The 15,051-nt window shown below is 36.4% G+C and carries 9 protein-coding genes and 1 pseudogene; 6 read left to right on the forward strand and 4 right to left on the reverse strand.

Annotated elements, in window-relative coordinates; all coding sequences use genetic code 11:
• The coding region (locus AC6UD8_RS04935; RefSeq protein WP_500699665.1) for a BspA family leucine-rich repeat surface protein at nt 1-2,894 on the reverse strand (2,894 nt) is incomplete at its 3' end.
• 540 nt (nt 2,895-3,434) lie between these two features.
• Between AC6UD8_RS04935 and AC6UD8_RS04940 the strand changes: the two are divergent.
• The 4 genes and pseudogenes from AC6UD8_RS04940 (at nt 3,435) to AC6UD8_RS04955 (ending at nt 8,356) form a co-directional block, all read left to right on the forward strand.
• Nucleotides 3,435-4,189 (forward strand): annotated as a pseudogene (locus AC6UD8_RS04940) (ion channel).
• 297 nt (nt 4,190-4,486) lie between these two features.
• Nucleotides 4,487-4,621 carry a hypothetical protein gene (locus AC6UD8_RS04945; protein ID WP_500699666.1) on the forward strand — a complete coding sequence of 45 codons (135 nt, stop codon included), beginning with the start codon at nt 4,487-4,489 and terminating at the stop codon, nt 4,619-4,621.
• Nucleotides 4,622-4,789: 168 nt separating this feature from the next.
• On the forward strand, nt 4,790-7,522 hold the full coding sequence (locus AC6UD8_RS04950; RefSeq protein WP_500699667.1) for an LPXTG cell wall anchor domain-containing protein: 2,733 nt from the start codon (nt 4,790-4,792) through the stop codon (nt 7,520-7,522).
• A 159-nt stretch (nt 7,523-7,681) separates the two neighbouring features.
• Entirely contained in the window at nt 7,682-8,356 is a 675-nt protein-coding gene (locus tag AC6UD8_RS04955) for a hypothetical protein (RefSeq protein WP_500699668.1), read from the forward strand.
• Nucleotide 8,357: 1 nt separating this feature from the next.
• Here AC6UD8_RS04955 and AC6UD8_RS04960 read toward each other — a convergent pair whose 3' ends face one another.
• Nucleotides 8,358-9,008 (reverse strand): hypothetical protein, encoded by a 651-nt coding sequence (locus tag AC6UD8_RS04960; RefSeq protein ID WP_500699669.1) that lies wholly within the window; start codon nt 9,006-9,008, stop codon nt 8,358-8,360.
• Between the two features lie 129 nt (nt 9,009-9,137).
• On the opposite strand from AC6UD8_RS04960, the gene mazE reads away from it, so the two are divergent.
• A complete protein-coding gene (gene mazE / locus AC6UD8_RS04965; protein ID WP_500699670.1) occupies nt 9,138-9,377 on the forward strand; it encodes a type II toxin-antitoxin system PemI/MazE family antitoxin in 240 nt (79 codons plus the stop codon).
• A gap of 250 nt (nt 9,378-9,627) precedes the next feature.
• Here mazE and AC6UD8_RS04970 read toward each other — a convergent pair whose 3' ends face one another.
• On the reverse strand, nt 9,628-11,868 hold the full coding sequence (locus AC6UD8_RS04970; protein WP_500699671.1) for a DEAD/DEAH box helicase family protein: 2,241 nt from the start codon (nt 11,866-11,868) through the stop codon (nt 9,628-9,630).
• Entirely contained in the window at nt 11,868-13,640 is a 1,773-nt protein-coding gene (locus AC6UD8_RS04975) for a site-specific DNA-methyltransferase (RefSeq protein ID WP_500699672.1), read from the reverse strand. The genes AC6UD8_RS04970 and AC6UD8_RS04975 overlap by 1 nt, the downstream gene beginning before the upstream one ends.
• A 675-nt stretch (nt 13,641-14,315) precedes the next feature.
• Here AC6UD8_RS04975 and AC6UD8_RS04980 point away from each other — a divergent pair.
• Nucleotides 14,316-14,789, forward strand: a complete 474-nt coding sequence (locus tag AC6UD8_RS04980; protein WP_500723580.1) for a hypothetical protein — start codon at nt 14,316-14,318, stop codon at nt 14,787-14,789.
• Nucleotides 14,790-15,051 lie beyond the last annotated feature (262 nt).

A 15,051-nucleotide genomic window follows, 5' to 3' on the forward strand; every position in this document is an offset into this window, starting at 1 on the left:
GAAATTGCGACTTGATACTGTCCGGGTACTTGGTTGTTAACCTTGGAAGTATCAATCTTAGTAATCGTTGCGGGTGTTCCATCTTCGTTTGTGGCACTAGCGCCATAAGCTGCGGCGTCGGTTGGAACGTCGTCGCCGGTATAGATTGAAATGCCGTGAGCTGTAATGTTGGCTTGGTTAGCTAGAACTGTTACTGGAACAAAGAAGGTTTTGCCATTAGAAGCAGAAATTGCGACTTGATACTGTCCGGGTACTTGGTTGTTAACCTTGGAAGTATCAATCTTAGTAATCGTTGCGGGTGTGCCGTCTTCGTTTGTGGCACTGGCACCGTAAGCAGCTGGGTCCGTTGGCACGTTGTCGCCAGCGTAAATGGAAATGCCATGGGCGGTGATGTTGGCTTGGTTAGCCAGAACCGTGACTGGTACGAAGAAAGTCTTACCGTTTGATGCGGTAATGGCAACTTGATATTGTCCGGGTACCTGATTATTGACTTTAGATGTGTCAATCTTGGTAATCGTTGCCTTTGTGCCGTCTTCGTTTGTGGCAGTGGCGCCATACGATGCGGCATCGGTTGGAACGTCATCGCCGGCGTAAATGGTGATGCCATGAGCAGTAATGTTAGCCTGATTTGCTAAAACTGTTACTGGAACAAAGAAGGTTTTGCCGTTTGATGCGGTAATGCCAACCTGATACTGTCCTGGTACCTGATTATTAACCTTGGAAGTATCAATCTTGGTAATCGTTGCCTTTGTTCCATCTTCGTTAGTTGCACTAGCACCGTAAGCTGCGGCGTCGGTTGGTACGTTGTCGCCAGCATAAATGGAGATGCCGTGAGCCGTAATGTTGGCTTGGTTAGCTAGAACAGTGACCGTAACCGTCATACTTTGACCATTGGAGGCCGTGATGGTTACTGGATACTGACCCGGTACTTGGTTATTAACTTTGGAAATATCGATTTTGGTAATGGATGCTTTTGTGCCATCTTCGTTGGTAGCTCCAGCGTTATAAGCCGCAGCGTCGGTTGGGACAGCATCACCGGCATAGATCGTAGTTCCTTGAGCATGAATTGATGATTCATCTTTTACTGGATTTCCCCAAATCCATGTTCCGGGATGAGCTTCACCGTTGGTTAATTCATCTGAAGATAAGGCATTCTGACCAGGAATCACGTGGCCATTGGCGTCGACTTGAACCCAACCAGCGTATTGACTAGGAACCGCTTGCAAATGAGAATCCAACAAACCAGTTTCATTGCCTAACTTGAGCTCACTTAAACTTTGATCGTTTGCAAGCATGTCAGTCGTGTTAGTGGTTTGGGTATCAAAGTTGGAAAGGTCCAAACTTTTAAGGCCAGAGCAGTTGGCAAACATGTTACTCATCGACGTCACGTTACTAGTGTCCCAGTTGGTAATTCCACTTAGGTCCGTGATGCTTTGATCACCGTTAAACATGTAACTCATGTCAGTTGCTTTACTAGTATTTAAGTTTGAAAGACCTTTGATGTTGAAGCCGTCAGTTAAAACACCGGTTCCGCAGAACATGTAAGCCATATCAGTTACATGACTGGTATTAAAACTACTTACATCTAATCCTTCCAATCGATAAGTAGATTGGAACATGCTGTGCATTACTTGAGCACTATTAGTATTTAGCTTGTTTATACCGTAGATACGCTTCAAAAATTGATCATCTTTAAACATGTTATAGAATCTAGTTACCTTTGATGTATCAATGCCACCAAGGTTTACATATTCAAGTTTAGTTCCGGTCATTCCATCCAAACCAGCGTTGGTGTAAAACATAGCATCCATGTCGGTTACATTACTGGTATTCATTCCCGTCAAATCAACCGACTTAAGTGCATGGTTGTCTAAGAACATATTGGTCATTTTGGTACAGTTCGAGGTGTCAAGGTTGTACAAGTTTTGATAATCTTGAACACCACTCCAATAAGCGAAGAGACCGTTAGCGTCATCAACAATTACCTTGGAATTAAAGACAACGTGTTGAACGTTATAGTAGTTATTACTCAACCAATTATCATAGGAAAATTCGTTACCTAAGTCTCCACCATCATTAAATGACAAAGTGCCAGTGTTGTAGTCGTACACGTACTTAGCCGATCCCCAGTTTCCCTGTTGGGTCTGGTCTGCTAATTGAACGTTTTTGACGGGTTGAGCGTTAAATTGAACAGCTTGGTTATTTTGAACGTTGTTAGCAACTGAATTAGCTTGATCATCAGTCGTTTTGGTTGGGTCTTGCTTCGAAATCGTTGGAACAACAGCCGCTTTGTTTTGGTCCACCTGTGGCTGGTCGGCTTTGACCGGGTTAGTTTGCTGCTTCACACCCTGGTTATCAGCGTTTTGGTTGGTAGCCGGTTGATCGGTTACTTGTGATTTGTCAGGTTGAGCATTTGAAGCATCAGTCGTTTGATTATTAGTCTGTGATTGGTCCTGTTTAGCAGGCTTGGCAGCTGATTGACCATTATTGGGCTGGTCATTTGCTTGAGCGACTGCTGGTTGATCGTTACCACTTTGGTCTTGCACTGATGGGGTAACGGTGTTCTTTTGAGTCGTTTGTGATTCTGCTTGCGCATTATTTGTTGCAGATTGACTCGATTGGTCATCTGGCTGCTGTTCGTTAACAGTCGGTGCCTTATCAACCTGAGTTTGATTATTAGTTGTCGTTGGGGCAGCTTTAGTAGCATTTACAGGAACTGCGCTACCTGCCGCTTGTGCATCGGTTTTCACATTATTTGCAGCCGGTTGAGCGGTGGTATCAGCACTTACTCCGACGGCTAAACCAGACACGGTAGCAAAGGTCACCAGCCCGGCGACCATCCACCGCTTTCCAGCTTTATACATTTTGAAATGTTTCTTTGGATTACTTAACATAAAAACTCCTCCCACTCCATTTAAAAACACGCTTTGTGAAGTAATAATAATTACAATCACGGTCGTTAAGGTCTATTGCCAATCAAGTAATTAATTAATACTTCACAAGAATAACGTGGTTTGAACAAAATTCACGAAGTATTTTATGAACAATTTATTAAAAATTAAAATAATAGACGGAACAATTCGTAGAGTGGCACTAATTTGCGTACATCATCACAATTTAGCTGGTTTCAAAATATATGTTACATAATATATTATTTGTAACTTTTAGTGTTGCTTGTAGGTAATTTGTGAAAAATAATTATATGATTTCCATAATAATTTAATAATCATTGTTCGATTGTAATTGCCGTCTGATGTGCAATTTCTCTGATTATAATTTTTATTCCATGATAAAAATTGATGTATCACAACATTATTAGCAATTCAAATATGAGAACAAAAACAAAAAGAGTTCACTATCATTTTTGGTAGTGAACCCTTTTGAAGTTGTTATAAACGATCCTAAGGACTGGTAAAATAAATATATACTATGTGATGGGTGATGTGAACGTGACCAAACCAATTATCAGAAATACCTACGATGCAATGATTATCTTATTAGCAATAATTTCCATTGTGCTGACCGTTCTTCAGTTCTTAAATAAGCTTAATCTTGACGCTGAACCATACGTGGCTATTGACGATGCCATCTGGGTGATTTTCACCGTCGACTACTTCGGTGGGCTCTTGCTTGCCAAACCAAAATGGCAGTACGTAAAAACTCATCTGTTTGATTTACTCGCAATCATTCCGTTTGGGTACGGCTTATCTTTCTTCAAAATCTCTCGGGTAACCCGATTAACCCGCATCTTCCGACTTTTCAGGGTCGCGGGTGTCCTTGGTAAATTCAAGGAACGAATCGAACGGTTTCTTAAAACCAACGGCTTTATTTACCTATTACTCATATGTACGATTATTATCTTGCTATCTGCTGGCCTCCACTCCATCGTCGAAAACACGTCGCTCACTAACTCGATCTGGTGGGCCATTGCGACCACCACGACCGTCGGCTATGGTGACATTAGTCCCAAGACTAAGATTGGCAAGGGAATCGCTGTCGTTTTGATGCTGGTCGGGATTAGTTTTGTGGGGATGTTGACGAGTACCCTCACCACCTTTTTTCCAAGGAAACAGACCACGGACCCGTTTCAGAGGCAGATGAAATCCGCAAGTTCAAAAAGTTGATGGATGATCACATCATTACTAGAGAAGAGTTTGAACGGAAAAAACGGGAATTGTTGAGAAGGTAGCACATTTTTATCATCAAAAATAAATTAATTTATCATTATATACAATGAAATAGAAAAAGTGTTTTAAATGCTTCCATACTAGTGCATTATAGTAAATGTAGTAAGGAGGTGATGACTATGGCCTCTAAAAACAACAAAAGACTTAGATTAACGGCATTTGAAATCAGCTTCAAATTACCTTCTCTAAGTCTCACATTTGTTTTTAAATGGTAATTCATTTAGGGAGCGATTCACGCTCGCTCCTTACTACACTTTTAGTATAACACACTATCATCAATTACATATGGGAGGTATGACATGAAAACGAGAGAATGGAAAATTGGAAAGCACATAATCATCACGATGACACCACATCGGCCAACGTATAAAGACTGGCTCGGATTAGCCTTAATCGTCTTCATCATTGCTTTGATTATTTGGTGGCTCGTTTAACTCCAAACTGAATATGATTAAACCAGCGCTTTACGCGCTGGTTTTTATTTATTGAAATAAGACCAACTCACATAATTATCATTTTTTACTTAAAACAATTGTATTATAAAAGTCCTTATAGTATTATCAATTATGCAAAATAATTTATAAGCAGAAAGGACTTATGTTATGAGTAAATTTATTAAGTATGATAATTGTAAGGTATCAAAAGATGATAGTCATCAGTCGCACGTGAATCCAGTAAGGCTACATAAACGTTGGCTAAGGATTACTACTAGAAGCGCTTTGGTAGCGTCGGGAGTGTTTGCAGTGGGAGTATTCAACAATACTGCTAGTGCAAACGTCCAGACGCAACCCACTAGTCAACAACAAAATGACACATCTAATGCCGTCTCAACTGATCAAAATCAGGTCACAAATGACAAAACGGCTGTAAACACCGACCAAAAGAACGTCGATTCCGACTCTCAAGCCGTAAGTAATCAACAAGGGGTGGTGAACAAAGACCAAACTGCCGTTGACCAGGCCCAAAAAGAAGCGGCCGATGCCACTCCCGAAAACATCAAAAAGACTCAGGACCAAATTAATCAGACCGATAACGACATTAAAAAGGACCAAAGTCAAGTTGATAACGATCAAAAAGCCGAAAATGACGCCCAGGCAACCGTGGAAAAAGATGAGAAGAACGCTGATAATACTCAGCAGGCCCAAAACCAAGCCCAGAGCGCCGTTAACAACGACCAGAACCAGTTAAACCACGATACTGACGCTCAAAATCAAGCGCAAAGTGCCGTTGACAACAACGAACAGAGCACCAAGGACGCCCAACAAAAACAAGACCAGGCTAAGCAACAAAAAGCGGATACCCAGACCACGCTCGACAACTTAGACAAGTGGAAAGCTGCCACTAAGAAAAAGCATGACGAGGCCGAAAACAACGTTAAACACGATCAAGATGCCGTCAACAAAACGAACCAAGCAATTAGTAACGCGCAAGATGACATTAATTCGTGGAACTCGACCCTTAGTGACGCGCAAAGTACCTTAAACGACGAGAAACAGTCCGAGAGTGCCTTTGAGCAAAGCATTCACATTCCCGCTGGTATGACCTTACAGGGATTTCAGCAATGGAAACAACAACATCCAAACGAAAACGCCTCCGACTGGTTCAACCAGTTTGATAATGCGGCAATGGCCGCCAACCACTATCAACCGAGCGACATTGCGAAACAGGATTATGTCTACGTCGAGTCTAACAGTAATGGCCAGGAAACCCCGCAATTCACCAATAATCAAAAACTCGAAATGGCAGAATACGTCCAATGGCTCATTAACCAAATCCACAAACAGTTTGGTACCACGGACATTGCAATCGGTGGTTATAGTATGAACCAATTTGTTGACGACTTGATGAACGCTTATAACCAAGATGATTGGAACATTAATAACCAAAATGGTTATGACGTCAATGCCATCAACAACTTGGCAGCCAAGTATGGGCTGAAAGTTTACCCCGGAGCGGATGGTTATGAAATCGTTACCCTTGGTGACATGACCTTTGACAACTACACCACTATGGATACCATCTACTCCAAACTTTACAGTATAATTATGAACTTGCTGTTTAATGACAGTAAGGCATCGGATGCCCACGAGATGAGTCTTCTAGGTCTCGACCCGCAGACCGGAAACGTCAATAACGACAAGTACCTTGGCATCGGTGTTGATAACTACGGTCAGGTTCACTTGGTTTTGATTAGCCCAAGTCAAATTCAGGATTCAACTAAATTTAGTGTAAGTGATACATTTATTGCGACTCCCGAAAAACTGGAACGCCAAATCAATGACACGCTCGAATTAATCTCGGACTGTAAAGGAGCAATCAAACGTAATCAACAAACGCTAGAAAACTCACAAAACAAGCTGGGACGCTTGACCAATCAATTAGGTAACGATGAAAAACAAGTTACCCAGTATGATCCGGATAAATGGTCCGCTAACATTCACAAAGCCAAGACCGAAATCAACGACTTAAACAAGCAGATTGCCCAGCAGCAACAAATCATCGACCACAACAACGCTGCCCTTCCTGGCCTACAGAACAAGTTAGCTCAAGCTAGACAACGGGTCGCAAACGACACTAACCAACTCCATAACGATCACGACGAGTTACAAAAGGCAACGGCCGCTAACGAACAGGCTCAAAGTGACTTAGACAAGGCTACCCAAGACCTCATCAATAAACAAAAGGCCCTTGAAAAAGCAGAAAAGCAACTGCAAGATGACCAAGCTAAACTGGCCGCTTTACAAAAACAACTGATTAATTATCAAAATGAGGCCAATAACTTAGCTAACGCCAAAGCTAAACTAGCCAACGATAAGGCGAAGTTATCCGACCTTGAAAAACAAGCGGCAGCAGATCAAGCCGCTTTAAACAAGGCTAAGAGTGACCTAGCAAAGGACCAAGCCGAATTGGCTCATGACGAGCAGGCTGCTAACCAAGCTAGTGGTCAAAACACGACCAAAAAGGCGCACGCTCAAATCATTAACCACGCCATTGACCGCGCCCAACGGACCACAAAACCACGGGCAGCTTACATCAACCATACGGAAATGGTTCGTCCTGAAAGCGTCCAGGTCAATGCGTCTGGCGTAACCCCGTTAACCGAAGTTAAGTACCGCATCAGTAATCAAGCTGGTTCTCGTTTAACCATCTCACCGCTTGCTTATCATCAATCTGTCAAGGCTAATAATCTGACGAACCAGAAGCAGGGAAATTCAAACGTGACCCTTCCTCAAACCGGTCAATCAAATACTAGTTGGTTGTCAATCGTCGGACTTCTCATGGCTCTGATGGGCATCTTTGGATTAGCTGACAAGCGTCGTAAATACCTCAAATAATCTTTCACACATTGATATCCTAATAAGCTCTAGTGATGATCACTAGAGCTTATTTTTAATGGTGGTAATGGTATTTTATTTTAAATAATCGAAATTCATGAAAAATTGCTCCCTAAAGTGCGTATCTAAATAATGAACAAACAAAAAAGGAGAAATATCATGGAATTAAATGAATTACCACTGAATCTATGTGAACCACTTAAACGAAAGATGAGAAACGAATTCGCGGTCGACATCAATTCGATTTTACCGTCACAGGTGAACCGGAAACTAACCACCTACACCATCAACTGGGATTCGGTCCTGTTGCTCATCAATTTAAAGGACGCCCGCAATCAATTTAATTCCCTCGTCGTCGACCGTGTCTCAGGCTTTACCCTCGTGAAGCAAACTACCAACGTCCTGATGAAAGAGTTGTGGCAAAAGAACCATTTGTCCCTTGATAAAATCAAAACGCTGGCGAGTCACTGTCAGATTAACAAAAACATCCCGTACGTTCGAAATGACGTCCAACTCCTGCGCTTAAAGTCCATTGACCACTGCAAGCGCAACACGTCGTGGATCGCCTATCACAACCTCAATCATATGATTCGCAAGGGCGACGACCGTCTGGAGTTGTACTTCAACGACCTTGCCACTCCGATCTATCTGGACGGCTCTTTTCCCTTTATCAAGAAACAGGAGGAGTACTCCTACAAAATCAGAAGTCTGGAGGAAATGATATCCAGACAAGTGAATAACTTGTTTGGCTGTCAAGATAATGGAAATTCTAACTATCACGGTCCGACTTCAGGTGGATGCGGCTGGGAAGACTTAAGTAATCTATTGAAATAATTTAGTAGTCTTTAACGTACCGAAACTCGTGATGGTACTTGCAACCAGCTAACTTCTGCGCCAGTTGCTTACTGCGATAGAAATGACCACCCTCGTTCATGTCAACGATCGGATTCACCCCGTTATTGACGAACGTCAACATGTCAACGTGGTAATCGTCGACTTTCTGACGCCGTTCTTGGAGGTAAATCCCATCACCAGTTGATTGCGTCCAACCGTACAGATTAACGGTGGCCGCCCTTCCCTTTGGACCTGATTGCCACGGAATGTAACTCATGTTGCGTAATAACGACCAATTTTCGGTCTTTTTTATGTAACTATTACTAAGTTTAGTGCGATTACCAATTTCTTTAAAATGGGGCTTATACTTGGTTTGATGGATCGTGACACAATATGTATCTGGTTTGGAGTCGGCTCCATAAATAGTCGCTGAACTCGTCCTTTTCGTGTTGCGGATGATGCTGTACCGATTGGTTTTAGTTGAGTACGAGTACCAAGCTCCGCGAAACTTTGATGGAAAACTGGCCATGCTCATGCCCTTACTGATCTGTTTCTTGTGATGATGGTGCAAAGCAACAAAACTCGCACCAGCTAAGACGATCACTAACAGTATCAATACTCCAGTAACGATGAAATACTTTTTCTTTTTCATGGGCCCCTCCTGATTAAAGTTAAGTAATTAATATCAATGGATAATCATTACAGTTTAAGCATAGCTCACTGCGTGGTAAGGTGCCAGATGAAATCGTTATTATCCAAATTCTTGAAGGAGGACTTATTAATGAAACTTAGAAAAGTCGGAAATAAAAATGTAATTACAATTCCAAAAAGATTTAACTATCCTTTAGGTACTGACTTTGATATTAAAAAAGAAAGCGATGGGTCATTAAAATTAACACCTAAACATCGAAATCCATTTGAAGGATCATGGTATCTAGATGGACTAGATGAAAAGCAAAGGAAAGATTTTAAACAAAAGGAAGAGTCTGGGAAAGCAATGGGAAAGGAGATAATTAAATAAGTACTTGCTGGTAGAATATAAAAGACTCATATCGATACTAATATCGATATGAGTCTTTTTCTTACTTTACTTTGTTTGAATATGAAAAATAAATAGTAAATTATTTAATACATAACAATCATGTGGCACTTCATATAGCATTTCAAATTATGAGAGTATTTTTATATAACTTTTAAACACCTTTATAATCTTTATTGTTCCAAATAGTTAACGCATTATCCATACTTACATAAAGCAAATCTATAATTAACTAACTGTTCTTATCAAATAGTTCTACTAGTGGTTTCCAATGATCAGAACTAGTCATATTTTCATCCCATTCGGTATTATCATACATTAAAATTCCATTTAGTGGCCGAACAAAAGCAAATTTAGCACCATTAGCTAATGGACTATGTACATAATCTTTTAAAGACTGAAATTTTGATCCAGCATACTTGTCAATTTGAGAACCTTCTCCCCCCTTTGTTTCAATTATATAAGTATCACCATTATATAGTTTTACAAAATAATCAGGATAATAATCTCTTACATTAGAATCATATGGAATAGAAAAATAATTTTGTCCATGATCTTTAGATCTATATACCCACTTAATTGCGTCTTCCTTTTCAGCAAATTCTTCAAACATTCTTTCTGGATAAGTTTGTTTCACAAAGTTTGAAGTTGAATATCCTCTATAAACATTCTTTTTTAGAAGTTTGCCATGTTTACCGTTATCTAAATAACCATCTCTTGATGGCAAATACATTTTAACATGGTCATATAAATTTTTACTATCGGAATCAAATAAATTAGTTTGAATATAATTACTCATCTTTGAATCCATTTTTCTTACTACATCTTTAATTCTATTCGCATTATTTATAACAAATGCATATCTATCTTTAGGGGACAGACTCAATAATTTATATGATGAAGATCCTTGATCATCCATCCCAAAGAGTTCCTTAATAATACTATTCACTTTTTTGATATCATTTCCGACATGTAAATAACGAATTAAAATTTCCAATGAAGCATCATAGCGAAAACCCCAAGAACGTGTACTCTGAATAATTAAATTTGCAGGGACAGTGGCAAGATTTACATAATCAGAAATTCTGGTTATAGACCCAGAACGAATCCCAGTTTTAACAGTTCTGCCAAATATCCACCCAAATTTTTCTAATTTCTTTTTATTTTTCTCAGGATCCTTTGTTAGACTAAATTCATATCTAAATTCATCCTCTAAATCTTTAGTAACGCTATTTAAATCTTTAGTAACTTTATTTTTTCGTTTTAAAGAAACAAGATTAAACATATAGGGATCTATCTTCTGACTTCTTCCCATCTGGACTAAACTAGATCCAGAATGTGACTTAATAATATCACTAACATAATTACTATCATTAGAATAGACAAATGAATTATCAAGTAATGAATTATCATAATGCTTTTGTTCTGGCATTCTCCTAGTTCTTCCAATTGTCTGAACCTTAAAGGTGGCCGATGAATTCAATCTTAAACTAACAAGTATTTTAGCTCTTGGCGCATCCCACCCTGTTGAAATCGCTTGTTTCATTAATAAAAAATTAACATTTGAGTTATTATCTTTAACATTTTCTATATTCTTTTTTTTCTTATCCAACCAAATCCCAATATTATCACTCGATTCACCTAATTCATTAACTAAGTATTCTGTTACTTCTTTCACTTTATCATTAACTTCATCACTATAACGATTTTCATCTGGAAATTGTATTAAAACTAGAGGATTAATATCTTTAGATAGTTTTTGATACTCATTTTTTATGTCAATTCTCTTTTTATATGATGCATCTATAAAATCAGAATCAGCTCCACTAAAGATTTGATCTGATAATGGATTATCAAATTGATCATTTACTAAAACACTTCTTGTTATCAGCCCTGAAGATATTACATCCTCTTCAGGAACTTTTACTTTCCTAGCTTTGTCATCTTCAATTGGTGTTGCACTGGCTTTAAATGTTTTAATTGGATTAAACATACCAATTATTTTATTAGATTTCTCTGTGTCATTATAATGTTCCTCATCAACTACAATAACAAATTTTATATTTTCATTAGCCGCATCTTCAACAACTTGTTCTAAGTTTTTCTTATCTCCATCGGCCATGGCTATATTTCCCTTTTTCGTTACCTTCTCCCAATTTAAAAAGGTTACTGTGTTTTTTCTAAATCCATCGGCCAATGCATCATCAAGTAATTGAGCATGGATTATATTTGCGTTATCAGCAGTCTTATTCCATGATTGTTCTTCTAAGTCACCCGTTCCAGGTGTTAACCAAACAAAAGCAATATCCTTAGTATCATCATTCGAAGCGATCTTATCCATTAATTTAATTAAGATAGCAGTTTTACCTGATCCAGTTGGCGCTTGTAATATAATGTTTTTATTGTCACTTACATAAGCATTTAACAAATTCATAACAGCAGAATTTTGAAAATCTATATTCTTAAAGGACATTAGTCGATCAACTCCTTAATTTCATTGCCATAAAATTCATCTGGAATATCAATAATTTCAGCTCCACTATTGTCATACCCTTGTTTCTGATCAACTGACAACATTTCATGAACTTGTTTACGCATATAAATTTTATTTTTTTCATTTAAATCTACTTTGTCTACATCACTTCTATCTATAACAATAGCAATATTGGACCCCTTCAAATTAGTGAAATTCTGTAGTTCAATTAAAGGCTTAATATTTTCTAAAAAAGGTCTTTCTGAAATCACTTCGTCTTTTTTAATTGAATCATCTTTGAAATATTTTAAATTTAATTTTAATTTTTTACTGATATTTTTCATTCTTTTATAAGTAACACTCTCAGCTATATTTCCCTCGTTATTTGTAGCAATAATAAATTTACGATGACCATTATCCTCATTATTTAATTCAGATACTGCATGCCCAGTCGTACCAGAACCGGCAAAAAAGTCTAATATAATAGAATCTTTATCCGAAACCATTTTAACAAGTTGTTTAATTAAGCGTACAGGTTTTTTCCCATTTTTGAACTTTACTGTTCCTTCTTTAGATACATTTCCCATATCTAGATAAAAGTTGTTCCACCAATCTCCTCTAATGGTTGTTGGGCCATAAGTAGATTCAAAATCATCTGATTTACCCATCTTTTTAGATAATTGAATTTGTTGTAGAAATTTTCCGTTGTCTCTCTTTCTTATATAATAAGAACGTGTTTTTGATTTATATTTATACACAATACCGGGAATATAACTTTCTGGTTTTTCAATGTTAATTGCTCTGTCCTCACGAACAATTCTATCAGCATTACTATTTATAAAAGACTTAGTTAAAGGAGAATTATTATAATATTGACGTATTTTAGAATTACTTAATTTTTTACCTGTTTTAACTAATCCAAATGATTGAAGTTGATTATAAATACTTTTATTACTTTCAAGAACCTCTGCTAATGGATGTTGAGAAAAAGTGTTCTCATCTATTTTTTCTAATATTTTATTATAATGTGAATCATAATTAACACTATCTAGTATAGGATGTTTTATTATATTTTTTTTACCTGATTTTGAATAGACTAATATATACTCACCATTTCTAACTATATTGCCACTTTTCGCAGCTCCAACCTTTTGTCCTTGAGTAGCTGACATTTGTACATGAATTGTAGTGACATATCCATTTGGTAAAATTTCATCCATTAACAATTTTAATTCAGCATATTCATTATTATCAATACTTATAAACATAACTCCATTCGGACTCATAAGTTCTCTAGCAACTCTCATTCTATGATTCATAAAACTTAACCATTTAGAGTGAATATACTTGTCATTACTATTAACAAACTGATCGTTATACTTAAAATCTTTATGTCCTGTATTATATGGAGGGTCAATATAAATAACATCTATTTTTGCATGTAAAGATCGATTAAGTAAGTTTAAAGTAACTAAATTATCTCCTTCTAGAAGAAAATTATATTGATTATTATTTGAATCTTCACTTATTTGTTTAGATGGTATTTCTTTAAAAAAAGGGATACTATCTTTTAATTCATCAAGTACTTCCTCAGCATGGCTTTCCCATACCAATCCAAACTTCTTCCTATTAAGCAAATGGAGAACTTCTCTTAATCTTCTTTCATCTGTCAATCTCTTTTCATTTACCGCTTTATCCAATAGAGATTTTATATATTCTATAGCTTTTTTTTCATCATTCTTATAAGGTCTATCATCAAAATTATCACTCAAAATTTATTCCTCACAATTATCTATTTTCAACTTTAATATAAGTCTATCATTACAATTAAAATAGTTAATAATTAAATTCTATTAATACGACATTAATTTTATAAATTAAACAACAAAGATTAACTTAAAAAACTTTATAAAGAAGCAATCATATGCTAGCATACAAATATATTCGAAAGGCAAGTTAGGGGGATAATAATGAAAGAATTCCGTGGAAAAGTATTCATTGACTTTAAAAAAGCAACTCAGGAATATTCACTATTCAACCTTATCTAGCTAATGAAGTTAGTTATTACCACTACTTAGAAAATATGAGTAAAAATGGCTTCGAACAAGTCTCTTTAACTTCAGACTTAATAATTAAGTTATTTAAAATGCTATTTTATAAAGATGATTTTACGTTAACTAGTATAGAATTTATGGAACATGATTCTTTTTTTTTTGAGAAAAATATTAACTCAAAATTAAAAACATTAAAACAGAAAAAAATAAACAAAATATAATAGATATACTAAATAAATTAACCACATTGAATAATAAAAATTGTATAGAAATTAAAGAATTAACATCCAACGATTTAGAACATGATAGTCATGTAAGAATTAAAAATAATGGAATAATTGGAATAAAATCCAAAAATTATAAGTCTATCAAACTTGAAATTAATTTGTTTAAATGAAACAAATTAATTTCAACAGATTAAAATCTATATTTTTCAAATGTCTTACCTATTCAATTCCAATGCTCACTATTATCGGAACTTTAATCCTATCATTGTTTATTGACTGGACTCGGTTCTGGAACCCCTTTCCAAAAAATACATTTGAGGTTAATTACTCTATTAATGGTGGTATATTAACTATCATCTCTGGAATTATTAAAAAATATTTTAACAAAAATAGTAAAGTACTAGTTAAACTTAATAAGAGTAAAAATGCTATTAAACAAATTAGTAACAATCCCAATAATTACACAATTAAATTAACAATTGATAATAAAAATCTAGTGAGTATTTACGTTTTAGTAAAAGTATCAGATTATAAATTAAAAAGAAAAAAAGAAAAGCAAAAACTTTTGATTCAATTTCCCAGCTGGGTTAGTGCAATGTGTAAAGAAACTCATTCAAATAAATATGGAGAATTGTTTTAGATCTACCAGAGGGAAATAGTATTGTAGTTTATCCGATTTGGAATCTTTTGTTGTGAATAATATTTGTTTAAATTTAAAAACAAAACTTGAGGTACAATATAAAAGTTTAATATTTTAATGACTTATACCACAAAGATGCCAGTAATATAAGCCTTTTTCGATTTCACTTGAAGATAAACCGATCAACATATTTATGAATGATTTCCCTAAAACTCTATTAACTGTGCTAAATAAAGCTTAACTAGAATCTTTATAAATAAAA

The organism is Fructilactobacillus sp. X1R3C1, from assembly GCF_059901545.1.